Origin of the sequence: Lutimaribacter saemankumensis, from assembly GCF_900100005.1 — a bacterium.
GTDB lineage: Bacteria > Pseudomonadota > Alphaproteobacteria > Rhodobacterales > Rhodobacteraceae > Lutimaribacter > Lutimaribacter saemankumensis.
Genome location: NZ_FNEB01000007.1, coordinates 221,078 through 243,396, shown reverse-complemented (window position 1 = coordinate 243,396; position 22,319 = coordinate 221,078). Strand labels below are relative to the sequence as shown.

Below are 22,319 nucleotides of genomic sequence, written 5' to 3'. Positions count from 1 at the left end.
CTATCGGCCGCCGGCTCCCGAAACCATCATCCCAATGGAAACCAGCCCGATCATGCACTAACAATTACCTTGGACCAATCAGATCGGGCTGCTCAAAGAAGTCTCGCCGAATACATTGTGCGCCGGAAAGTCGTTCTCGACTTCATCGAGATACTCTTGGAGAAGGTGCAAGACGACACGCGAGACAGCTCCTACCAGCGCGAAGACATCCTCCACTCATTCATCTGTCCGCTCCGAGTGAAGACAATTGATGGCGGGGGAAGCAAGGTTGAGCCGGCTGCGTCCCACGACTTATGGATTGTGGACGAGCGGCTGACGTTCGCCCAGTATTTCAGCTCGGACGTTGAGTTCAGGAAGCTGTCGGAGGCGGTCGAAAGCGACGAGCGCCCGGACGTCCTCATCTTCGACTATGTTCATGGGCTTCGTCAGACAGAGGAGCCATCCAAGGTTCTACTAGTCGAGTTCAAGCGTCCCGGGCGAACAAGCTACACTGACGATGAAAACCCGCAGTTTCAGGTGGAGCGCTACGTGAAGCAGCTACAGTCCGGGGGACTTTCAGACGTCCGAGGTCGACCAATTTCGCTGGACCAGAACACGATCTTCTACTGCTACATCGTCGCCGACATCGTGGGAAAAATGGACACGTGGACCTACTCTTGGCAGCGAACGGCGGATGGACGCGGCAGAATCTACCGCCCAAACAACGGTTTCCATGGCTCTATCGAGCTTCTGGGATGGGACCAGTTGATCAGCGACGCCCGTGCGCGGAACCAGGCGTTCTTCGACAAAGCAGGCATCTCGGGCGAAAGCTTCTTCAGCAGTCTATAGCTTGCGCAAAGACTCGTTCAGCATCGATTGACCATTTTCATCCGCTGCGCTGACTTTTTGTAGGGTGTCGTGTCGGGTTTGATCGACAAAGAAATTCACGCGGATTGCGCCATTCGCTTTTGGTAGCGAAGTAGACTCTCTATTACTTGCTTGCGGCGAACGTCAGCTTCCCTACCTAAAAGACGACGAGACACGATAGCCGGCCGATTCAACTGCAGATTTCTGCAGCCGACAATCAGAAATCTGTAAGGAAGAAATGGTAGCGGAGGAGGGACTTGAACCCCCGACACGCGGATTATGATTCCGCTGCTCTAACCGACTGAGCTACTCCGCCACTGGGTGACGCGGATTTATGGGAGTCGGTCGGCGTGGTCAAGACCGTAAATCGCGCTTTTTCGCACCGAAACCGCGCGGTTTCGCGCTCAGGCCTCGCGCCATTCAAAGAAACCGGGGCCAGCCTCGTCCAACAAGTCGCGCGCCATGGCCTCGGCCAGTGCGGCGCCATCCGCGATCTGGGCGGTGCGGTCGGCCGCGATCCGCTCCGAGCCGTCGGGGCGCAATACCTCGCCGCGCAGGCGCAGGGTGTTGCCGTCCAACTCGGCCAGGGCGGCGATGGGCGTTTCGCACGACCCGTCGAGCGCCGCCAGGAACGCGCGTTCGGCCGCCAGGCGCTGACCGGTGGGGCCGTCATGGATCGCTTCCAGCATGGCAGCGGAATCCAGGTCGTCTGTTCGCCGTTCGATGCCAATCGCGCCCTGCGCCACCGCAGGCAGCATGTCTTCGGGCGGGATCGCCATCCGTGCGACATCCGACATGCCCAGACGGTTCAGTCCGGCCATGGCAAGAAAGGTCGCCTGCGCCACGCCATCCTGCAGCTTTTTCATGCGTGTCTGCACGTTGCCGCGAAACTCGACCACCTCGAGATGCGGAAACTTGTTCAGCAACTGCGCCCGGCGCCGCAGCGACGACGACCCGACAAGCGCGCCTTCCGGCAAATCCTGCAGGCTGTCCACCGTCACGCTGACAAAGGCATCGCGCGTATCCTCGCGCGGGAGGTAGCAATCCAGGATCAGGCCTGGCGGCTGCTCGGTCGGCATGTCCTTCATCGAGTGGACGGCGATGTCGATGCGCCCCTCGATCATCGCGTCTTCGATTTCCTTGGTGAACAGGCCCTTGTTGCCGATCTCTTTCAGCGGGCGGTCCGCGTCGATCATTGCCCGGTTGTCACCGGTCGTCTTGATCACCACGATCTCGAACGCGTCCTCGGGCAGCGAGAACGCGCGCATCAGGCGCGACCGCGTTTCATATGCCTGCGCAAGCGCAAGGGGCGATCCGCGTGTGCCGATCTTCAGGGGGGAGGCGGGGCTGGGCAATTGCGTGGTCATGCGCACAGGCTTAGACGTGTCACGTTGCCCTGACAAGCGCCCTGCGCTTGACATTGTGTCGCCGGGAGTTGACGACAGTTCCAAGACGAAAGGGAAAGCCCATGCCAGAAAAGACGATCCTCAAGGCCCTTGCCGGCGAAACGCAGGCCACACCACCGATCTGGATGATGCGGCAAGCCGGGCGCTACCTGCCCGAATATCGCGAAACACGCGCGCAAGCCGGGGATTTCCTGTCGCTGTGCTACAACCCCGAACTTGCCGCCGAGGTGACGTTGCAGCCGATCCGGCGCTATGGCTTCGATGCGGCGATCCTATTTGCCGATATCCTTCTGGTGCCCCAGGCGCTGGGAGCCGACCTGTGGTTCGTCACAGGCGAAGGCCCGCGCCTGTCGACGATCACGACCCAGGCCGGGATGGACAAGCTCAAGCCGGTATCGGAGATCCACGAAACGCTGAATCCGGTCTATGAAACCGTGCGCATCCTCAGCCGTGAACTGCCAAAGGAAACCACGCTGATCGGGTTCGCCGGGGCGCCCTGGACGGTCGCGACCTACATGATCGCCGGGCGCGGCACGAAGGACCAGGGACCGGCACACGCGCTGAAATCCGAGAACCGCCCGCTGTTCGAGGCGCTTCTGGACCGGATCACCGAAGCCACGGTCGAATACCTGTCTGCCCAGATCGAGGCCGGCGCCGAGGTCGTCAAACTGTTCGACAGCTGGGCCGGGTCGCTCAAGGGGGACGATTTCGACCGGTATGCCGTGGAACCGGCGCGGTTGATCATCTCGCAGATCAAGGAACGCCATCCCGGTATTCCTGTCATCGCCTTTCCGCGCGAGGCGGGCGATGGGTATATCGGCTTTCACAAGCGCACCGGTGCAGACTGCGTGGCCGTCGATGACAGCGTGGATGCGGCCTGGGTGGCGGAACATGTGCAGGTCGATGGCTGCGTGCAGGGGAACCTGAAATCGTCGCATATGGTGACGGGCGGTCAGGCGCTGGTGGATGAAACCCGGCGGATCGTCGATGCGCTGAAGGGTGGGCCGCACATCTTCAACCTCGGGCATGGTATCACGCCGGATGCCGACCCCGAGAACGTGCAGTTGATGATCGACACGATCCGCAACGGTTAAGCCGATGCGCGGGCGGCTCAGGCTGCCCGCGTCGCCCGGTTCACCATCCAGACGCCGGTAATGCACACCGCCATGCCAAGCATGGCGGTCGGTGTCATGGTCTCTCCTAGAATGAACCATGCGACCACCATCGCCAGCGGCGGCACGAGATACAGAAGCGACGAGATCCGCGTCGCATCGCCGCGCTGAACCAGCCCGACGAACAGGCTGATCGAGATGATGGAGTTGGCCAGCACGAGGTAGGCCAGTGAAACCCCCAATTCGACACTCCAGTCGATCGCGCCTATGCCCATTACAAGAGCCACGGGGCCGATAACGGCAAAGCCGACTGCGTATTGAACCACGCCGCCCGCAACGGGATCGGTGCGTCGGCCATGCCATTTCTCGAAAAGCGTGGCCCCGGTGATCGAAAGCAATCCGATGACCGCAAACATGACCGCAAACCACGGGCTTGGTCCAAGCGTTTCGCCTCCGAGGATCACGATGACCACGCCAAGCAATCCCAACAGCAGCCCAAGCCAGAGCCGCAAGCTGCCGCGCGCAGCCCCGATCAGCGGGGCCAATGTCGCGACGAGGATCGGCTGCAAGGCCATGATCAGCGCGGTTGTCCCGGCGTTCATCCCGCGCTCGAAGGCGAAATAGGACGCGCCGAAATACATGCACTGGATCATGAACCCTGAAAACGCGACCGCCCCCCAATGCCGCACCCCTTTCGGCCAGACCGGGCGATGCACCAGCAACACCGGCAAAAGCACCATCACCGCCAGCGCATAGCGCATCGCCAGCAGCGTCATGGGTTTGACATGGGGCAGACCCAGCTTTGCAAAGCTGTATCCGCCCGCCCAGAACAGGACAAAGATAACGGGCGCCACGCGCCAGAAAAGCGAGTCGTCTGTGGAAGGCGTGGCATGGGTCATGCGCGCAAGATTGCGCCGGACACGCAGAAACGACAATCACGAAAACGGCGTTTCTCTGCCATTAACGATCCCAGACAAAACCCCGGTATTGTCTGCCCAATGCCACGGTCATGCCCGATTTTCCCGCGATACCGTTTCTCGAAAAGAACGAATGTTTGAGGTATCGACGCATGGACCGACTGACGGAAATGGAGGCTTTTGCCACCGTCGTTGATCAAGGGGGCTTCACCGACGCCGCCAAGAAGCTGGGGATTTCGAAATCTGCTGTATCCAAGCACGTTTCGAGCCTCGAGGCACGGCTGGGTGCAAGGCTGCTCAATCGAACGACGCGCCGCGTGAGTCCGACGGAAATCGGGCTGGCCTATTACGATCGCGCCCGTCGTGTGCTGAATGACGCAGGCGAAGCCGACGCGCTTGTCACCTCGATGCAATCGGCGCCTTCGGGGCTGTTGCGTATCAGCGTCGCCACCGATTTCGGCGTGAACCACCTGTCGCCGGTGCTGGGCAACTTCCTTCAGGAATATCCCGACATCACGGTGAACATGGTGCTGAACAACCGCTATGTCGAACTGATCTCGGAAGGGTTCGACATGGCCGTGCGGATCGGCGACCTGGAAGACAGCTCGCTCAGGGCGCGCAAGCTGACAGAAACGACCAAGCGCATGATCGCGTCACCGTCCTATTTCCAGAAATACGGCCGGCCGCAAAAGATCGACGACCTGAACGAACACAAGCTGCTGCACTATTCCAACCAATCGGCGGGCAACGTGTGGAAACTGACCGCACCGTCGGGTGAAAAGCGCCAGGTGCGCACCGCCGGCTGGCTGAGCGTGAATGACGGGCAATCGCTGCTGAACGCGTGCATCGCCGGTCTGGGCATCGCCTACCTGCCCTCGTTCCTATACGCCGACGCGATGGCCAAGGGCCTGGTCGAGGATGCGATCCCCGATCTGCCCGTCGAAACGCAAGGCATCTACGCCGTCTACCCGCCGGGCCGGTTCACCCAGCCCAAGGTCCGCGCGTTCATCGACTTTCTCGTGGACAGTTTCGGCGACAAGGGTCCAACCGACTGGTAAGCGGTGACCTGTTGCGTGAAAGGGCGCGGCCGAGGGGTCCGCGCCCTTTTTCATGCGCCCGCGATGCCCTAGATAGGCGCTGCATGGACAGCATGCGCACAAGCCGCTAGGGAATGGCGATGGCCAAGGCAAAGACAGACCCGAATTACAAGGTGATCGCGGAAAACCGCCGCGCGCGGTACGATTACGCGATCGAGGACGATATCGAATGCGGCATCGTCCTGCAGGGCTCCGAGGTCAAATCCCTGCGTCAGAACTCTGCCAATATCGCCGAAAGCTATGCTGCTGTCGAAGACGGTGAATTGTGGCTGGTCAACGGCTACATCGCCCCCTACGAACAGGCCAAGACCTGGGGCCACGAGGAACGGCGCAAGCGCAAGCTTCTGGTGTCGCGCAAGGAACTGGCACGGCTTTGGAACGCGACCCAGCGCAAGGGCATGACGCTGGTGCCGCTGGTGCTGTATTTCAACCACCGCGGCATCGCCAAGCTCAAGATCGGGATCGCCAAGGGCAAGAAGACGGTCGACAAGCGCGCGACCGAGGCCAAGCGCGACTGGAACCGGCAAAAACAGCGGCTGCTCAAGGAAAACTGACGCGCCCTTGCCAGCCCCCCGCCCCCATTGTAGGCAATGTGCAGCAATCCAGGGGGATCACCATGGCACATGACGACCCAAAGACATTGGTTTCGACCGAATGGCTGGCCGCGCATCTCAAAGACCCCGACCTGCGGGTCATCGATGCCACATGGGCGCTGCCGCAAATGGGGATCGACCCCGTTGCCGGCTACAACGAGGCGCATATTCCCGGCGCGCGGTTCTTTGACATCGACGAAATCGCAGATCACCGCTCGGAACTGCCGCACATGGCCCCCCCGATCGAGAAATTCATGTCGCGGATGCGGGCGATGGGTGTGGGCGATGGCCACCAGGTTGTCGTCTACGATCAGATCGGCACCCATTCCGCGGCCCGCGTGTGGTGGACCTTCCGCCTGATGGGGCAGGACAATATCGCCGTTCTCGACGGCGGGCTGCCGAAATGGCTGGCCGAAAGCCGCGAAGTCGAAGACCTTCCCCCCATCGTGCGCGACCGTCACATGACCGTCCGGCGCCAGGCGCACCTTGTCCGCGACGTGACGCAGGTATCTGCCGCGTCGAAGCTGGGCGATCATGAAATCCTCGATGCGCGCTCGCCCGGCCGTTTCGCCGGGACCGAGCCGGAGCCGCGCGAAGGTCTGCGCAGCGGGCATATTCCCGGCTCGAAATGCGTCTACTACCAGACGCTTCTGAATGAAGACGGCACGATGAAATCGCCCGACGAACTGCGCGCGGTGTTCGATGCCGCCGGCGTCGACCTGTCGAAACCCGCGATCACCACATGCGGCTCGGGCATTACCGCCGCGATCATCAGCTTGGCACTGGAACGGATCGGCAAGACCGATCACTCGCTTTATGACGGAAGCTGGACCGAATGGGGCGCCTTCCCCACCCTGCCCGTCGCAACCGGAGATAAATGATGTTTTCATCGCTCAAGGAGCAACCCGCCGACAAGATCCTCCAGCTCATGCAGCTGTTCAAAGAGGATCCGCGCGACACCAAGATCGACCTCGGTGTCGGCGTCTACAAGAACGCCGAAGGCGTGACGCCCGTGATGCGCGCCGTGAAAGCGGCGGAAAAACGCATCTGGGAAGAACAGACAACGAAATCCTATGTCGGCCTGCCCGGCGACCCGGAATTCGGCGACGCGATGGTCAGCCTCGTGCTGGGCGATTCTGTCGATCGTGGGCAAGTGGCCGCGGCGGCCACCCCCGGCGGCACTGGCGCCGTGCGCCAGGCGTTCGAACTGATCCGCATGGCCAACCCAGATGCCCGCGTCTTCGTGTCGAACCCGACTTGGCCGAACCACGTCAGTATCCTGAAATATCTTGGCATGCCGATGGTCGAGTACCGCTATTTCGACAACGAAACCGGCGGCGTGGATTTCGACGGGATGATGGCCGACCTCGAAGGTGTCAAAAAGGGCGATATCGTCCTGCTGCACGGCTGCTGTCACAACCCGACCGGCGCCAACCTGAACATCACCGAATGGCAGGCCGTGGTCGACCTGCTGAACCGCACCGGTGCGATCCCGATGATCGACATCGCCTACCAGGGCTTTGGCGACGGGTTGGAAGAAGATGCAGCCGCGACCCGTCTGGTGGCGTCGTCCGTGCCCGAAACGCTGATCGCGGCAAGCTGCTCGAAGAATTTCGGCGTCTACCGCGAACGCACGGGCATCCTGATGGCGGTGTCGCAGGATGCCGGCCTGAACAAGCTGACTCAGGGATCGCTGAACTACCTGAACCGGCAGAATTATTCCTTCCCGCCCGATCACGGGGCGCGGGTGGTTTCGACCATCCTGCACGATCCACAACTGCGCGCCGACTGGGCGGCCGAACTGGAAGACGTCCGCCTGTCGATGCTGGGCCTGCGCGAACAGCTTGCCGGTGAATTGCAGCGCCTGTCCGGCTCGGACCGGTTTGCGTTCCTCGCCCAGCACCGGGGCATGTTCTCGCGGCTGGGCACCAGCCCCGAAATGGTCGAGCGCCTGCGGGCCGAGCATGCGATCTACATGGTGGGCGACAGCCGCATGAACATTGCGGGCCTGAACAAGACGACCGTGCCGATCCTCGCCAAGGCGATCATCGACGTCGGCATCTGAACCCGGCGAACCGCAAAGACAAAACGCCCCGCAAATTGCGGGGCGTTTTCGTTTCGGCGCGCTGTCGCCTGGATCAGTTGATCAGGCCCGCATGACGCATCGCTGCGTCCATCTTGGCCTTGGTCGCATCGCTCAGTCCCATCAGGGGCAGGCGGACTTCGTCGGAACAAAGTCCCAGCTTGGACATGCCGTATTTCGCACCGCACAGGCCCGGTTCGGTAAAGATGGCGTCATGCAGCGGCATCAGCCGGTCCTGGTATTCCAGTGCGGTCTTGTAGTCGCCCGCAAGCGTTGCAGCCTGGAATTCGGCGCACAGGCGCGGTGCGACATTCGCCGTGACCGAGATGCACCCCAAACCGCCATGCGCGTTGAAGCCCAGCGCGGTCGCGTCCTCGCCCGAAAGCTGCAGGAAATTGGTGCCACAGGTAATGCGCTGGCGCGGCACGCGGGCCAGATCGCCTGTCGCGTCCTTCACCCCGATGATGCGCGGCAGCTTGGCCAGCTTGCCCATCGTGTCGGGCGTCATGTCCACGACCGAGCGGCCCGGAATGTTGTAGATGATGATAGGCAGGTCGCAGCAATCATGCAGCGCGGTGAAATGCGCGATCATGCCATCCTGCGTGGGCTTGTTGTAATAGGGCGTTACCACCAATGCAGCATCTGCGCCGACCTTTTCGGCGTGCCGCATGAAACGGATGGCTTCCAGCGTGTTGTTGCTGCCTGCACCCGCAATCACCGGGATGCGCCCAGCGGCGGCTTCGACCACCACTTCGATCACGCGCTCATGTTCCTGGTGGGTCAAGGTCGGGCTTTCGCCGGTGGTGCCGACGGGGACGAGCCCGTTCGAGCCTTCGCCCACATGCCATTCGACAAGTTTCTTCAGCGTCTCATAGTCCACTTCGCCGTTCTTGAACGGCGTGACCAGGGCAGGAAGGGATCCCTTGAACATGACACGCTCCTTTTCTTCGCAACCGGGCAATTCAACCCGAAGATTTGTTTCTCGCCGATCCGATGTCCCGCACTGCCAAGTTCGTGAATTGCAGCGGCCGGGTGGCAAAGGTAGGCTGGCGCCGTTCTATCCTTTGTTCGGGCAGAAAATGCAAGAGATGTTGCGCCGGATCACGCTGATCCTGATCCTTGGCCTCGCCGTTCCCGCCACCGCGCAAGAGGGGCCAAAGCCGCTGGCCTCGGCGCTCGATGCCGTGCGCACCGGTCAATGGGACACCGCGCGCACCCTGGCGCAACGCGCGGGCGACCCGGCCCCGGACATCGTGGAATGGATCAGCCTGCGTGCGGGCCGCGGCACCCTGGCCGAGGCGGTCGCCTTTCTGGATCGCAACGGGGATTGGCCGGGGCTCGAGCTGCTGCGCAAGCGCATCGAACCGATGACTGCCGAGGCCCCCGACGATCTGGTGCTGCGGTTTTTCGACGGGCAGATTCCGCAAACCGGCACGGGCGCGCTGGCCCATGCCCGTGCGCTTATCGCTTCGGGGCGCGAGGGCGCGGCGGAAATCGGCCTGGTGCTGGCCTGGCGCACGCTGGAACTCGATGACGACGAACACACCGCGTTCCTGGAACGGCATGGCAAGCTGCTGCAGCCCCATCACCAGGCACGGCTGGACATGGCGCTATGGCGTGGCCTGACGGGTGACGCCGAAAGGATGCTGCCGCTGGTAGACGAAGGTTGGCAGGCCCTTGCCAAGGCCCGGATCGCGCTGCGTCGCGACCGCGACGGGGTGGATGCGATGATCGCTGCGGTGCCCGGCGATCTGGCCGCCGACGCCGGCCTTGCCTATGAACGGTTCGACTGGCGTATCCGCAAGGGCCGCACCGACGACGCGATCACGCTGCTGCTGGCGCAGTCGGCATCGACCGACGGGTTGGGGCAACCGGAATCCTGGGCAGGCTGGCGGCGATACCTGGCGCGGTCCGAAATGCGCGCGGGCCGGGCGGCGCAGGCATATGCACTGGCGTCGTCGCATTGGCTGACGGGCGGATCGAACTATGCCGATCTCGAATGGCTGTCCGGGTATCTCGCGCTAACGTATCTCAAGGAACCGGCGCTGGCGCTGGACCATTTCCAAAGGTTCCGCGCGGCTGTCGAAACACCGATTTCGCTGGGCCGGGCCGGATATTGGATCGGCCGCGCCCAAGAGGCGCTCGGCGATACCGAGGCCGCGCGCCTGGCCTATTCCGAAGGGGCCGAACACCAGACCAGCTTTTACGGCCTGCTGGCCGCCGAGCGCGCCAGCCTGCCGCCCGATCCGGCATTGGCCGGAACCGAAAGCTTCCCCGACTGGCGTACGGCGCCTTTCACGTCCTCCAGCGTTTATCGCGCAGGCATCCTTGCGCTCAATGCCGGGCAGGTGTCGATGGCCGAGAGGTTCTTCGCCCATCTGGCAGAGTCGCTGGATCGCACGCAGTTGGGCCAGCTTGGCCAGATGGCGCAGGACCTGGGGCAGCCGCACCTGTCGGTGATGATCGGCAAGGCCGGTGCCGCGCGTGGCATCACCCTGCCCGGCCCGTATTACGCCCTGCACCCTCTCAAGGACATGAAGCTGCCCGTGCCGGCCGAAATGGCGCTGTCCATCGCCCGCCGCGAAAGCGAATTCGACCCGAACGTCGTCAGCGGTGCGGGCGCACAAGGGTTGATGCAGTTGATGCCGGCGACCGCCGCCGAAGTGGCAATCGGCCTCGGCCTCGATCATCAGCCCGCGCGTGTTCTGAACGATCCATCCTACAACGCCATCCTCGGCAGTGCGTATCTGGGCGAACTGGCGGTGCGTTTCGATGCGAACGTGATCATGGTGGCGGCAGCATACAACGCGGGGCCATCCCGGCCCGAACGCTGGATGGAAGAACAGGGGGATCCCCGCAAGGGGGGCATGGATATCGTCGACTGGATCGAACACATCCCCTTCCGCGAAACACGGAACTACGTGATGCGCGTGTCGGAAAGCCTGCCGGTCTACCGTGCGCGGCTGGGGCGCGATCCGCACCCGGTGCCGTTTTCGCAGGAACTGGTGGGGCGGACCTTGCTGCCGCCGACGCGCTAGCGCGCCTGGCGTTCCCGCCAGAAGGTGAACAGCCCCGCCGCCACGATGATCGACGCGCCGACCGCCACGTTGGCGCGGATCACCTCGTCGAACAGGATCACGCCCATGACCGAGGCAAAGACAAGCTGGAAATAGGCGAAAGGCTGCACCACGCTGGCCTCGGCGACCTCATATGTCTTGATCAGCAGGAAATGCCCGCCCGCGCCGGTCAGGCACAACAGCCCCATCCACATCCAGTCGCCGCCGGTCATCGGCTCCCAATACCACGCGCCAACGGCGGTCATGGCAACCATGCCCACGGTCCCGGTCCAGAAAAACGAGGTCGCGGCGCTGTCCTTGCGCGCGGCATAGCGCGTCAGCAGGCCGTAGAGCGCGAACATCAGCGCCGACACCAGCGGGATGATGGCCGCAGGCTGAAACACGCCGAACCCCGGTTCGAGGATGATCACGATGCCAAGGAACCCGACGCCGATCGCCGTCCAGCGCCGCCAGCCCACCGATTCACCCAGAACCGGGCCGGATAGCGCCGCGATCAGCAGCGGGTAGCAGGCGAAAACCGCATGGCTTTCGACCAGACCGAGGATTGTGAACCCCCAGATGGCCACGCAGATCTCTGCCACCAGCAGCACCGCGCGGAAGGATTGCAGCCAGGGCTGCCGGGTGGCGGCCGCCGCGCGCACCCCGCCCGCCTTTCGTGCGGCAACCGCCGTCACGAAGGCCGCGAAAAACCAGTAGCGGATCATCACCACCATCAACACGTTGTATTCGCCCGCAAGGTGCCGGCTGATCCCGTCCTGCATCGCAAATACGAAGGTGGTCGCCACCATCAGCATGATGCCCAGCCGGGCATTCGATTCCTTCATCACGTAGGCGCTGGTCATGGCTGCGGCTTTCTGGCGGAGGTCATGTGACGCTTGCGCCCGTATCCCGGCACACGCTCGACCGCAAGCCCGGCCGCGGCCAGCGCCCGCCGCACATGCCCTGCCGCGGTATAGGTCGCGACCGTACCACCGGGCACGGTGTGGTCGGCCACCGCCTGCATCAGGTCAGAGCCCCAAAGCTCGGGGTTCTTGGCCGGGGAAAACCCGTCCAGGAACCACGCATCCGCCCGGCCATCCCACGCGGGCAGGGTTTCGCGCGCATCGCCGGCGACGACATGCAAAAGCATGCCGTGACCCATGTCGATCCGGTGCGCGCCGCTGGCCCAGGCGTCAATCAGCCGGGTGGCCAAAGGCGCAAGTTCGGGAAACGCCGACAGTGCCTGTTCCATGGCGGCGGCGTCCATCGGGTAAGCCTCGAAACTTGTGAAATCCAACCGTCCGGGCGCACCTGCCGACATCCAGGCCTGCAACGTGGCCAGCGCGTTCAGCCCGGTGCCGAACCCCAGCTCGGCGATATGGAATCCGTCACGAAAACGGGCCGGCAAGCCGTTGCCCGCCAGGAACGTGTGACGTGTTTCCGCAAGCCCGTTTTCCAGGCTGAAATACGGATCGTCGAACCGGGTCGACACCGGCACCGCGCCCTCACGCCATTCCAGGTCCGCCCGCTGGTCTTGCATCGTCCGTTCCCTTAAACCGGGGGCGAGGATGAACCGGCGGCAGGGCAATGGCAATGGTGGACGTGACAATACGCGGGGCTGGCATTTTCGGCCTGTCGATCGCCTGGGTCTGCACCCAGCGGGGCGCCGTCGTGCGCGTGGTCGATCCCAACGGGCCGGGTGCAGGCAGTAGCGGCGGCCTGGTCGGCGCGCTGGCCCCGCATGTGCCCGAGAACTGGAACGACAAGAAGGCATTCCAGCTCGACAGCCTGCTGATGGCCGAAACCTTCTGGGCCGGGGTTGCCGCGGCGGGTGGGGTCGATCCAGGCTATGCGCGGGCGGGGCGGTTGCAACCGGTCATGGACGAACGCGGGCTGGAACTGGCGCATGACCGGGCAGAGGGTGCGCAGGCACTTTGGCAAAACCGCGCGGTTTGGCAGGTAAAGCGCGCGGTTTCCGTGGGCGACTGGGCGCCGGCCACGCCCACCGGCTGGCTGATCCACGACACGCTGAGCGCCCGGATGCATCCCCGCCACGCCTGCGCCGCGCTGGTGGCCGCGCTGCAATCGCGGGGGACCGAGGTTGTAGCTCAGGCGCCCGATCAGGGGGCCGTCGTCTGGGCCACCGGTGTCGCCGGGCTGGAAGAAATCAGCCGCGCAATGGGCGCGACCTTCGGCAACGGGGTCAAGGGGCAGGCGGCTCTTCTGCAACTGGACCGCCGGGATGCGCCGCAACTTTTCGTCGACGGCGTGCATGTCGTGCCTCATGCCGATGGCACCGTTGCGGTGGGATCGACCAGCGAGCGCGACTACGACGCGCCCGACACCACGGATGCCCAATTGGACGCCGTGCTGGACAAGGCCCGCGCCGCTGTTCCGGCCTTGCGGGATGCACCGGAGATCGAGCGTTGGGCCGGGGTGCGGCCACGTTCGAAATCGCGCGCACCGGTTCTGGGGGGGCATCCCCTTTATCCGGGGCAGTTCATCGCGAATGGCGGGTTCAAGATCGGGTTCGGCATGGCCCCGAAGGTGGCGCAGGTGATGGCCGATCTGGTGCTGGATGGCCGTGACGCCATTCCCGACGGCTTCCGCGCCTGAGCTGCCTCAGACCATCCACGCCAGCAGCACCGACAGCGTCACGGCCGCGCCTGTCGTGGCCAGCATCAGTGAGAGCGAGGCCAACCCCTCATGCCCGTACTCCTGTGCGAGGATCGGGTAGATTCCGAACATCGGCATCGCGGCGGACAAGACCACGGCGGTGGCAAGCGTTCCATCGGGCACAGGCAGGCCCAGCATCGGCAACAAGACCAGCGCCCCCGCGACCAGTGCGGGATGCAGCACCAGCTTGCCCAGAGCGATCTGGCTGCCCAAAAGCTTGTCGCCTGCCACGCTGAGCCCGGCCAGCGAGCCGCCGATCACCACCAGCGCCAGCGCCGAGGACGAGGCCGCAAGCATATCCAGAACCCGCAGAACCGGCCCCGGCAAGGCCAGTCCGCTCAGCGATATGGCGAAGCCTGCCAAAAGGCCCAGAACCATCGGACGTTTGAGCAGGTTCAGGAAGACCGACCCCAGCACATGCAACAGCGAACGGCCTGCGCGCGGGCGCGAAAGCTCCATCAGCATCAGGCAGATCGGGATCAGCAGGAAATTCTCGACGATGAAATTGAGCGCAAGGATCACCCCGGCAAAATCCGGGAAGACCAGCAGCATGACGGGATACCCGACATAGCCCGAATTGGGGCAGGATGCCCCCATCGCCGCCACGCCGCGTCGTGCCGGCCCGACACCCTGCAGCCAGACCCAAAGATACATGATCGTGATCGTCGCCAGCCCGCCCAGCGCGAACACCCACATGTAGCCGGCATTCAGCACCTCGGACAGGTCACGCCGGGCAATCGCCCCGCATAACAGCGCCGGCAGAGCGATATTCAGGACATAGCGGCCCAGAACACGCATGTCTGCCTGGTTGAACACATTGAAACGCACCAGCCCGAACCCAAGCCCGGCTGCGGCGAAGATCGGAAAGACGATACCGAGAACGTCAAACATCGCCGGCGCTCCACCCGTTTGCATCGTGGCCGATCTCATCCGCCAGATCGTGCGCGAAACGCAGCATGACGGCGATACGGTCACGCGCGATGCGCTGGCCTGTGGCCGTTGTCATCCCGTCGGGCAGACGCAGCAGTTTCGCGGGCCAGTGATCCAGCGCGAAAGTGCCATCGTCGGGCACGCGTGTCGCGGCAAAGGGGTCGCCCGGATGGTAAAGCGCACGATCCAGCGCCCCCGACACGGCGAAGGCGCGGGCGACACCGATTGCGCCCAGCGCGTCCAACCGGTCGGCATCGCGCAGGATGCGCGCCTCGTGGGTTTCGGGCGTGATCCCGGCCGAGAAACTATGCGCCTCTATCGCGTGCTGAACGGCGGCGACGCGGTCCGGCCCAAACCCCAGCGCCTGCAGGTGGGGTCGGGCCGCGCTGGCCGACATGGCCGAAGCCCGCGCGCGGTCGGGCGCGTCCTTTGGCAGGTTTACCAGATCATGCAGGTAGGCGGCGGCGCAAAGAATGGGCGTGTCCGCCCCGCCCTCTCCCTCTGCGATGGCCTGCGCGTTGGCCCAAACGCGGTCGAGATGTGCAAGGTCATGGGCGCTGTCCTGCGCCATCGCGGCCCCGGCAACCGCGCGGAGCCTTTGGCGCAGATCGTCGGTCACCCGATGCTGCCCCGGTTTTCCCCGATCTGGCCGCGATGCAGAAGCAAATGGTCAAGGATCACGCAGGCCATCATCGCCTCGCCGACGGGCACCGCACGGATGCCCACGCAGGGGTCGTGGCGGCCCTTGGTGATGATCTCGGCCGCCTCGCCCGACTTGGTGATTGTCTGGCGCGGCTTCAGGATCGAACTGGTGGGTTTCACGGCAAAGCGCACCACCACGTCCTGCCCGGTGCTGATGCCACCGAGGATGCCACCCGCATGGTTCGACGAATAGACGGGCCGTCCATCGTTGCCCATGAAGATCTCGTCGGCGTTTTCCTCGCCGGTCAGGGTGGCGGCTGCCATGCCCTCGCCGATCTCGACGCCCTTGACGGCATTGATGCTCATCATCGCGGCGGCGAGGTCGGTATCGAGTTTGCCATAGACCGGCGCCCCCAGCCCGGCGGGCACACCGCGGGCCACGACCTCGACCACGGCGCCGACCGAGTTGCCGGATTTGCGCAGGCCATCAAGATAGTCGGCCCAGTCACCGGCCGCAGTGGCATCGGGGCACCAGAACGGGTTCGCGTCGATCTGGTCAGGGTCGAACCGGTCGCGGTCGATGCCATGCGGCCCGATCTGGGTCATGTAGCCCCTGATCTCGATCCCCGGCACCAGCGCGTTCAGCGCAGCCCGCGCCAGCCCGCCCGCGGCAACGCGCGCCGCGGTTTCCCGCGCGCTGGAGCGACCGCCCCCGCGGTAATCGCGGATGCCGTATTTCTGCCAATAGGTGATATCGGCATGACCGGGGCGGAACTTTTCGGCGATCTCGGAATAGTCCTTGGAGCGTTGGTCGGTGTTTTCGATCATCAACTGGACCGGCGTGCCGGTTGTCTGCCCTTCGAACACGCCGGACAGGATCCTTACCTGGTCGGGTTCGCGGCGCTGTGTGGTGTATTTAGACTGGCCCGGCTTGCGGCGGTCGAGCCAGTGCTGGATCTGCGCCTCGTCTATGGCGACACCCGGCGGGCACCCGTCGACCGTCGCGCCCAAAGCGGGCCCGTGGCTTTCGCCCCAGGTGGTGACGCGGAAAAGATGGCCGAATGAATTGAGCGACATGGGCGCCTGTCCTTGGATGTGGTCAGGGCGGGGTTACCCGATTGATGCGGCTGGCGCAATTGCAACGGGCATCGACGCGTCAGCGCAGCCCGTGGAAATGATCGACCGGTCCCTGCCCCTGTCCGACCTGCAGACCGTCCGCCGCACCAATCGCCCGCTGGACATAGGTCTTGGCCGCGCGGGCGGCGGCCAAAGGATCGCCCGTCAGCGCAAGCTGGGTGGCCAGGGCCGAAGACAATGTGCAACCGGTGCCGTGCGTGTTGCGCGTGCCGATCCGTGGCCCGGGCAGCCAATGCGCAGCATCCGCCGTCAACAAAAGGTCCGGGCTGTCATCCCCCGACAGGTGCCCACCCTTGAGCAGGACGGCCCTCGGACCAAGCGCAAGAAGCGCCTGTGCCTGGGTGACCATCTCGTCGCGTGACGCGGCCTCGGCCATACCCAGAAGGTCGGCCGCTTCGGGAAGGTTCGGCGTGACGGCCGTGGCCATGGGCAGCAGGATGTCGCGCAGAACCGCAACGGCATCCGCCGCCAGCAGCCTGTCACCGCCCTTGGCGACCATGACCGGGTCGAGCACGATGGGCACGTCGCGGCCCTGCAAGGCACCCGCCACGGATTGCGCAATCGCGGCGTCCCCGAGCATCCCGATCTTCACGGCATCCACGCGGATATCGTCGAAAACCGATGCGACCTGCGCCGCGACGAAATCGGGTGCGATCAACTGCGCGCCCTGCACGCCTTGGGTGTTCTGCGCCGTCAATGCGGTTATTGCCGCCATGGCGTATCCGCCATTGGCGCTGATCGCCTTGATATCGGCCTGGATGCCCGCCCCGCCGGACGGGTCGGAGCCTGCGATGGAAAGGATATTGGGGATCATGCGGTTCTCCAGTCTTGGACAAGTGCGCGGGTGGCCGCCTCGGGATCGGGCGCCGAGGCGATGGCCGACACAACGGCGACCCCGGCGAAACCCGCGCGTTTCAGTGTGGGAATGTCGGTGGCCGACAAGCCGCCGATGGCAACGGCGGGAACAGGGCTGCGCCGCGCGATCCGCGCCGCGCCGTCCGGGCCAAGCGGCGCGGCGTGGTCGGGCTTGGTCGCGGTCGCGTGGACGGGGCCTATACCGATCAGGGTGATACCTTGGGCAGGCATGCCACCAAGCTGATCGGACATTTCGATCGACAGGCCGAGATGCCGGCCGGGGCCAAGCGCCGCGCGCATCCGGGCCGGATCGCCGTCGCCATGGCCCATGTGCAAACCGTCCGCCCCGCTGGCAAGCGCCACGTCAAGCCGGTCGTTCACGATCAGGGGGACACCGCCGGCCTTGCACAAGGGCAGCAGCCGCCGGGCTTGCGCGGTCATTTCGGCATCGGTTGCGGTTTTGTCGCGCAGTTGGATCATGCCCGCCCCACCGGCGAGCGCCGCACGCACCAGCGCGTCGTCGCACCCGTCGGGGGTTACGAAATAAATCCCGATGCTCATGCCTGGGTGACCTTTACGCCGCGTGTCACGTCGTCGGGCCCCAAGGTGTAAAGCGCGTCCAGGAATGCTGGCTGGAAAGACCCAGGCCCCTGCGCCGCCGCACCCGCGCGTTCACCCGCCAAGCCGTAATAAGCCAGCGCGGCAACGGTCGCAGGCAATGCGTCCTGCCCGACGAGGAACGCGCCCACCACACCGGTCAGCGAACAGCCCATGACGGTGATGCGCGGCATCAGGGGATGGCCATTGTCGATGCGCCAGGCCGTGTCGCCATCGGTTACGAAATCCTGCGCCCCGGTCACGGCGACCACGCCGCCGGTCTGAAGTGCAAGGGCACAAGCAGCGTCTTCGGCAGCGGCCACGCTGTCGGCGGCATCCGCCCCCTTGCCGGCGGCATCTGCCCCGGCCAGCGCCAGCACCTCGGACGCATTCCCGCGAATGACGGTCGGCTTCAGCGCCAGCAGGCGCGCACCCGCGCTGCGGCGCAGGGCGGTCGCACCCACGGCCACCGGGTCGAGCACCCAGGGCTTGCCCGCTTCGCGCGTGGCGCGGGCCGCCGCCTCCATCCCGCGCAGCCAGTGGGGGCTGAGCGTGCCGATATTCACGGTCAACGCCTGCGCGATGGCGGCGAACTCGCCAGACTCGGCTTCGTCATGCACCATCGCGGGGGACGCGCCCGCCGCCAGCATGACATTCGCCATGACGTTCATCGCGACATAGTTGGTGATGTTCTGCACCAGCGGCGCCTGGCTGCGCATCGTTTCGAGGTAAGTGCCCCAGTCGGTCATATCAAACTCCTTCCGAGGCGGAGCGACTGACCGGACGCAGCCCTGTCACCAAGGGCTGAAACCGCGACTTCCTCCGCCAGCATGATCTGGTTCAGGTTCAAAGGGTGCTTCTCAGCCCCGGAAAACCGGGACGCCCCTGTCGTGCGGCAAGGTTAATGCGATTCTCGCGGCGACTGCCACCCCTTGAAGTGGGGCGGTGCAAACATTACCGTCTGCATCACCTCGGGGTGCTCTGACAGGGGCTGAGATGCGGCGACGCGAACCCGTTGAACCTGAACCGGTTAACACCGGCGGAGGGAAGGGATTGGACATCCTCCAAGGCTCTCGCCCCGTCCGTCGCAAAAAAGGAGGATGCCATGCGCAATCTGCTGCTTGCTACAGGACTGATCGCAACCGCCACGATGGCGGCGGCACAGGATCGGCCCGTTCTGACCGTCTATACCTATGACAGCTTCGTTTCCGATTGGGGGCCTGGCCCCGCCGTGGAAGAGGCGTTCGAGGCGCAATGCGCCTGCGACCTGCAATTCGTGGGCGCGGGCGACGGTGCGGCGCTGTTGTCGCGGCTCCGGCTGGAAGGTGCACGGACCGATGCCGATATCGTTCTGGGGCTCGATACCAACCTGACGGCCGCGGCCCGCGAAACCGGACTGTTCGCCCCGCACGGCGTCGACGCAGATTTCGACATGCCGATCGCCTGGACGGACGATACGTTCCTGCCCTTCGACTGGGGCTATTTCGCCTTTGTCGCTGATGCCGATCTGCAAGCGCCCGGCGATTTCCGCGCATTGGGCGACAGCGATACCACGATCGTCATCCAGGACCCGCGCAGTTCCACCCCCGGGCTGGGGCTGGTGATGTGGGTCAAGGCGGCCTATGGCGACGAGGCGGGTGCCGTGTGGGAAGGTCTGGCCGACAACATCGTCACAGTCACCCCCGGCTGGTCCGAAGCCTATGGCCTTTTCCTGGAAGGTGAGGCCGACATGGTGCTGTCCTATACGACATCGCCCGCCTATCACCTGATCGCCGAGGACGATGCCACCAAGACGGCCGTCCAGATGGCAGAAGGGCATTACATGCAGGTCGAGGTCGCGGCCAAACTCGCGGGGACGGACCAGTCGGATCTGGCCGATCAGTTCCTGTCTTTCATGCTGACCGATGCCTTCCAATCGGTGATCCCCACAACCAACTGGATGTATCCCGCCAAAACGCCCGAAGCAGGACTGCCCGAAGGGTTCGAAACGCTGATCACGCCGGGCAAGGCGCTGCTTCTGAACCCGGAAGAGGCCCGTGCAATGCGCGATGCAGCCATCGCCGAATGGCAAGCCGCGCTGGCGCGCTAGTGTGACGCGGCGCACGTCCTTGCCCGATTGGCCCGGCCTGCTGGCCGGGCTGTTTCTGTGCGCGCTGATCCTAGGCCCGCTGGCCGCCGTGACATTGCGCGCGGGCGGCGGGGGCTGGCCCGTGGCGGCGGATTGGGCGGCGCTGCGCTTCACGGTTCTGCAGGCGGTTTTGTCGGCGGTGATTTCGGTCGCGCTTGCCGTACCCGTGGCGCGCGCATTGGCGCGGCGCCGGTTTCCCGGGCGTGGGGTTCTGATCACGCTGCTGGGCGCGCCTTTCATTTTGCCGGTGATCGTCGCAGTGCTCGGCCTGCTCGCGGTGTTCGGCCGGGGGGGCGTGTTGAACGATGCACTGCTGTGGCTGGGTCTGCCGCGCGTTCAGATCTATGGCCTGCATGGCGTCGTACTGGCGCATGTGTTCTTCAACTTGCCGCTTGCGACCCGCATGATCCTGCAAGGCTGGCAGGCGATCCCCGCCGAACGCTTCCGGCTGGCGGCCAGCCTTGGCATGTCGCCCGGAACGGTGCTGCGTATACTGGAATGGCCGATGCTGCGGACTGTGCTGCCCGGCGCGGCGCTGATCGTCTTTGCATTGTGCCTGTCGAGCTTTGCTGTCGCGCTGACACTCGGGGGCGGGCCTCGGGCCACGACGCTGGAGCTGGCGATCTACCAGGCGTTCCACTTCGACTTCGATCTGGGCCGGGCTGCCGTTCTGGCCGTCATGCAGCTTGTCCTTGTTATCGCAGCCGCCGCGCTGGCGTTGCGGGTCAACCCGGCTACGGGTTTCGGTGCAGGGCTTGACCGCATTCAGCGCCGGTGGGAGGCGGAAACGCCGCTTTTGCGGACGCAGGACGCGGTGCTTATCCTGCTGGCGGCCTTGTTCCTGCTGACACCACTTGCTGCGGTGGTCTGGCACGGTGCGGCCGGCCTCATGGAAATGCCGGCGCAGGTCTGGAATGCCGCCGCGGTGTCGCTGGCGGTGTCGCTTGTTGCAACGGTGCTGTGCCTGTCGCTGGCCATGGCGCTGGCAACGCTTGCCTTGCGCAGGCCGTGGGTGGAGGGTTTCGGCCTTATGGGTATCGCGATTTCACCACTGGTCATCGGCACCGGGTTGTTCCTGATCGTGAACCCCTGGGTCGATCCCGCGCGCTTGGCACTGGGTGTGACCGCGCTGGTGAATGCGGTGATGGCCTTGCCCTTTGCGTTGCGGATGATCCTGCTCCGCCTGCGGGAAATCGAAGAGACGCATGGCCGGTTGGCCACCTCGCTGGGGATGACGGGGGGTGTGCGGTTGCGGTGGCTCATCCTGCCAAGGCTGCGCCCCGTGCTGGGCTTTTCCGCCGGCTTGACCGCGGCGCTCTCGATGGGTGATCTGGGGGTGATCGCGCTGTTCGCAGACATGGAGAACGCAACCCTGCCGTTGCAAATCCTGCGGTTGATGGGCGCCTATCGCATGGATGCGGCGGCTGGCGCAGGTCTGTTGTTGCTGGCGCTCAGCCTTGCGCTGTTCTGGGTTTTCGACAAGGGAGGGCGCGACAATGCTTCGGTTTGACGCCGTGCGCATCGAACAGGGCGATTTTCGCATGGATGCGGACTTGTCGATAGACGCAGGCGCGCGCGTGGCCGTGATCGGCCCGAGTGGCGCGGGGAAATCGACCCTGCTGAACGCGCTGGCCGGATTTCTGGAGTTGTCCTCCGGCCGGCTGTCGTGGGACGGAACTGACATCACCGATGCCCCGCCTGCACGCCGTCCCGTTGCCATGCTGTTTCAGGACAACAACCTGTTCCCGCATTTGAGCGTTGCGCAGAATGTCGGGCTTGGCCTGCGCCCGGATCTGCGGCTTTCGCCCGAGGACCGGGCGCGCGTTGCGCAGGCTCTGGGGCGTGTCGGGCTCGATGGTATGGGGGAACGGCGCCCAGCGAACCTTTCGGGTGGGCAACAGGGACGCGCGGCGCTGGCGCGGGTGCTGGTTCAACGCAAACCCATCGTTCTGCTGGACGAACCCTTTGCCGCGCTTGGGCCCGCTCTCAAGACCGAGATGCTCGACCTCGTGGCCGAACTCGTGGCCGAAACCGGTGCGACCCTGCTGATGGTCAGCCACGACCCGGACGATGCAAGGCGGATATGCCCGCTGACGGTGCTGGTGGATGACGGGTGCGCAGCGCCGCCCGTCGCAACCGCGCCCCTGCTGGACAACCCGCCACCGGGGTTGCGCGCCTATCTGGGGAACTGACCTTCGGACAAAGAAAAACCCCGCCGGAACCGGCGGGGTTTCACAATCATTT

The 22,319-nt window shown here is 64.6% G+C and carries 21 protein-coding genes, 1 tRNA gene, 1 pseudogene and 2 riboswitches; of the genes and pseudogenes, 11 read left to right on the top strand and 12 right to left on the bottom strand.

The window, feature by feature from the left end; all coding sequences use genetic code 11:
• Nucleotides 1-828: pseudogene (locus tag BLT50_RS19310) on the top strand (hypothetical protein); the annotation flags it as partial.
• 257 nt (nucleotides 829-1,085) lie between these two features.
• Here BLT50_RS19310 and BLT50_RS14355 read toward each other — a convergent pair.
• Nucleotides 1,086-1,162 (bottom strand) — tRNA-Met (locus BLT50_RS14355).
• Nucleotides 1,163-1,250: 88 nt separating this feature from the next.
• Nucleotides 1,251-2,213, bottom strand: coding sequence for a hydroxymethylbilane synthase (hemC, locus tag BLT50_RS14350; protein ID WP_090029388.1), 963 nt, complete (start codon nucleotides 2,211-2,213; stop codon nucleotides 1,251-1,253).
• Nucleotides 2,214-2,314: 101 nt separating this feature from the next.
• Between hemC and hemE the strand changes: the two genes are divergently transcribed.
• Nucleotides 2,315-3,346, top strand: a complete 1,032-nt coding sequence (gene hemE, locus BLT50_RS14345; protein WP_090029387.1) for a uroporphyrinogen decarboxylase — start codon at nucleotides 2,315-2,317, stop codon at nucleotides 3,344-3,346.
• Nucleotides 3,347-3,363: 17 nt separating this feature from the next.
• Here hemE and BLT50_RS14340 read toward each other — a convergent pair whose 3' ends face one another.
• Nucleotides 3,364-4,263 (bottom strand): DMT family transporter, encoded by a 900-nt coding sequence (locus BLT50_RS14340; protein ID WP_139170531.1) that lies wholly within the window; start codon nucleotides 4,261-4,263, stop codon nucleotides 3,364-3,366.
• Between the two features lie 170 nt (nucleotides 4,264-4,433).
• Between BLT50_RS14340 and BLT50_RS14335 the strand changes: the two genes are divergently transcribed.
• The 4 genes from BLT50_RS14335 to BLT50_RS14320 all read left to right on the top strand — a co-directional run bounded on the left by BLT50_RS14335 (nucleotide 4,434) and on the right by BLT50_RS14320 (nucleotide 8,036).
• Nucleotides 4,434-5,339 carry a LysR family transcriptional regulator gene (locus BLT50_RS14335; RefSeq protein WP_090029385.1) on the top strand — a complete coding sequence of 302 codons (906 nt, stop codon included), beginning with the start codon at nucleotides 4,434-4,436 and terminating at the stop codon, nucleotides 5,337-5,339.
• A gap of 119 nt (nucleotides 5,340-5,458) precedes the next feature.
• Nucleotides 5,459-5,932: an SsrA-binding protein SmpB gene (gene smpB / locus BLT50_RS14330; RefSeq protein WP_090029406.1), complete on the top strand. Its 474-nt coding sequence runs from the start codon at nucleotides 5,459-5,461 to the stop codon at nucleotides 5,930-5,932.
• Between the two features lie 62 nt (nucleotides 5,933-5,994).
• Entirely contained in the window at nucleotides 5,995-6,852 is an 858-nt protein-coding gene (gene sseA / locus BLT50_RS14325) for a 3-mercaptopyruvate sulfurtransferase (RefSeq protein ID WP_090029384.1), read from the top strand.
• A complete protein-coding gene (locus BLT50_RS14320; RefSeq protein WP_090029405.1) occupies nucleotides 6,852-8,036 on the top strand; it encodes an amino acid aminotransferase in 1,185 nt (394 codons plus the stop codon). The genes sseA and BLT50_RS14320 overlap by 1 nt, the downstream gene beginning before the upstream one ends.
• 73 nt (nucleotides 8,037-8,109) lie before the next feature.
• Here BLT50_RS14320 and dapA read toward each other — a convergent pair whose 3' ends face one another.
• Nucleotides 8,110-8,985: a 4-hydroxy-tetrahydrodipicolinate synthase gene (gene dapA / locus BLT50_RS14315; RefSeq protein ID WP_090029383.1), complete on the bottom strand. Its 876-nt coding sequence runs from the start codon at nucleotides 8,983-8,985 to the stop codon at nucleotides 8,110-8,112.
• Between the two features lie 148 nt (nucleotides 8,986-9,133).
• On the opposite strand from dapA, the gene BLT50_RS14310 reads away from it, so the two are divergent.
• A complete protein-coding gene (locus BLT50_RS14310; RefSeq protein WP_090029382.1) occupies nucleotides 9,134-11,092 on the top strand; it encodes a lytic transglycosylase domain-containing protein in 1,959 nt (652 codons plus the stop codon).
• Here BLT50_RS14310 and BLT50_RS14305 read toward each other — a convergent pair.
• Entirely contained in the window at nucleotides 11,089-11,955 is an 867-nt protein-coding gene (locus tag BLT50_RS14305; RefSeq protein WP_090029404.1) for a DMT family transporter, read from the bottom strand. The two genes, BLT50_RS14310 and BLT50_RS14305, sit on opposite strands and share 4 nt — an antisense overlap.
• A gap of 14 nt (nucleotides 11,956-11,969) precedes the next feature.
• Nucleotides 11,970-12,650 carry a tRNA (5-methylaminomethyl-2-thiouridine)(34)-methyltransferase MnmC2 gene (gene mnmC2 / locus BLT50_RS14300; RefSeq protein WP_090029381.1) on the bottom strand — a complete coding sequence of 227 codons (681 nt, stop codon included), beginning with the start codon at nucleotides 12,648-12,650 and terminating at the stop codon, nucleotides 11,970-11,972.
• Nucleotides 12,651-12,703: 53 nt separating this feature from the next.
• Here mnmC2 and BLT50_RS14295 point away from each other — a divergent pair, with 53 nt between their 5' ends.
• The gene (locus tag BLT50_RS14295; protein ID WP_090029380.1) at nucleotides 12,704-13,726 is read left to right on the top strand and encodes an NAD(P)/FAD-dependent oxidoreductase; all 1,023 of its coding nucleotides are present in this window, start codon (nucleotides 12,704-12,706) and stop codon (nucleotides 13,724-13,726) included.
• A gap of 6 nt (nucleotides 13,727-13,732) precedes the next feature.
• Here the strand turns inward: BLT50_RS14295 and BLT50_RS14290 are convergent, their stop codons facing one another.
• The 6 genes from BLT50_RS14290 to thiM all read right to left on the bottom strand — a co-directional run bounded on the left by BLT50_RS14290 (nucleotide 13,733) and on the right by thiM (nucleotide 18,696).
• Nucleotides 13,733-14,677 (bottom strand): AEC family transporter, encoded by a 945-nt coding sequence (locus BLT50_RS14290; protein ID WP_090029403.1) that lies wholly within the window; start codon nucleotides 14,675-14,677, stop codon nucleotides 13,733-13,735.
• Nucleotides 14,670-15,335, bottom strand: a complete 666-nt coding sequence (locus BLT50_RS14285; protein WP_245723397.1) for an HD domain-containing protein — start codon at nucleotides 15,333-15,335, stop codon at nucleotides 14,670-14,672. The genes BLT50_RS14290 and BLT50_RS14285 overlap by 8 nt, the downstream gene beginning before the upstream one ends.
• The gene (gene aroC / locus BLT50_RS14280) at nucleotides 15,332-16,435 is read right to left on the bottom strand and encodes a chorismate synthase (RefSeq protein WP_090029379.1); all 1,104 of its coding nucleotides are present in this window, start codon (nucleotides 16,433-16,435) and stop codon (nucleotides 15,332-15,334) included. The genes BLT50_RS14285 and aroC overlap by 4 nt, the downstream gene beginning before the upstream one ends.
• Before the next feature lie 79 nt (nucleotides 16,436-16,514).
• A complete protein-coding gene (thiD, locus tag BLT50_RS14275) occupies nucleotides 16,515-17,309 on the bottom strand; it encodes a bifunctional hydroxymethylpyrimidine kinase/phosphomethylpyrimidine kinase (protein ID WP_090029378.1) in 795 nt (264 codons plus the stop codon).
• Nucleotides 17,306-17,911 (bottom strand): thiamine phosphate synthase, encoded by a 606-nt coding sequence (gene thiE / locus BLT50_RS14270; RefSeq protein ID WP_090029377.1) that lies wholly within the window; start codon nucleotides 17,909-17,911, stop codon nucleotides 17,306-17,308. The genes thiD and thiE overlap by 4 nt, the downstream gene beginning before the upstream one ends.
• Complete coding sequence (thiM, locus tag BLT50_RS14265; protein WP_090029376.1) at nucleotides 17,908-18,696, bottom strand: hydroxyethylthiazole kinase; 789 nt, start codon at nucleotides 18,694-18,696, stop codon at nucleotides 17,908-17,910. Before thiM ends, thiE begins: the two co-directional genes overlap by 4 nt.
• Nucleotides 18,697-18,747: 51 nt before the next feature.
• Nucleotides 18,748-18,844, bottom strand: a riboswitch (TPP riboswitch).
• 65 nt (nucleotides 18,845-18,909) lie between these two features.
• Nucleotides 18,910-19,012, top strand: a riboswitch (TPP riboswitch).
• Nucleotides 19,013-19,052: 40 nt separating this feature from the next.
• On the opposite strand from thiM, the gene thiB reads away from it, so the two are divergent.
• The 3 genes from thiB to BLT50_RS14250 are packed head-to-tail and all read left to right on the top strand — an operon-like array spanning nucleotide 19,053 to nucleotide 22,267.
• Nucleotides 19,053-20,036, top strand: coding sequence for a thiamine ABC transporter substrate binding subunit (gene thiB / locus BLT50_RS14260; RefSeq protein ID WP_090029375.1), 984 nt, complete (start codon nucleotides 19,053-19,055; stop codon nucleotides 20,034-20,036).
• Nucleotides 19,996-21,585 carry a thiamine/thiamine pyrophosphate ABC transporter permease ThiP gene (locus tag BLT50_RS14255; protein WP_090029374.1) on the top strand — a complete coding sequence of 530 codons (1,590 nt, stop codon included), beginning with the start codon at nucleotides 19,996-19,998 and terminating at the stop codon, nucleotides 21,583-21,585. The genes thiB and BLT50_RS14255 overlap by 41 nt, the downstream gene beginning before the upstream one ends.
• The gene (locus tag BLT50_RS14250) at nucleotides 21,572-22,267 is read left to right on the top strand and encodes a thiamine ABC transporter ATP-binding protein (protein ID WP_090029373.1); all 696 of its coding nucleotides are present in this window, start codon (nucleotides 21,572-21,574) and stop codon (nucleotides 22,265-22,267) included. The genes BLT50_RS14255 and BLT50_RS14250 overlap by 14 nt, the downstream gene beginning before the upstream one ends.
• Nucleotides 22,268-22,319: the final 52 nt, after the last annotated feature.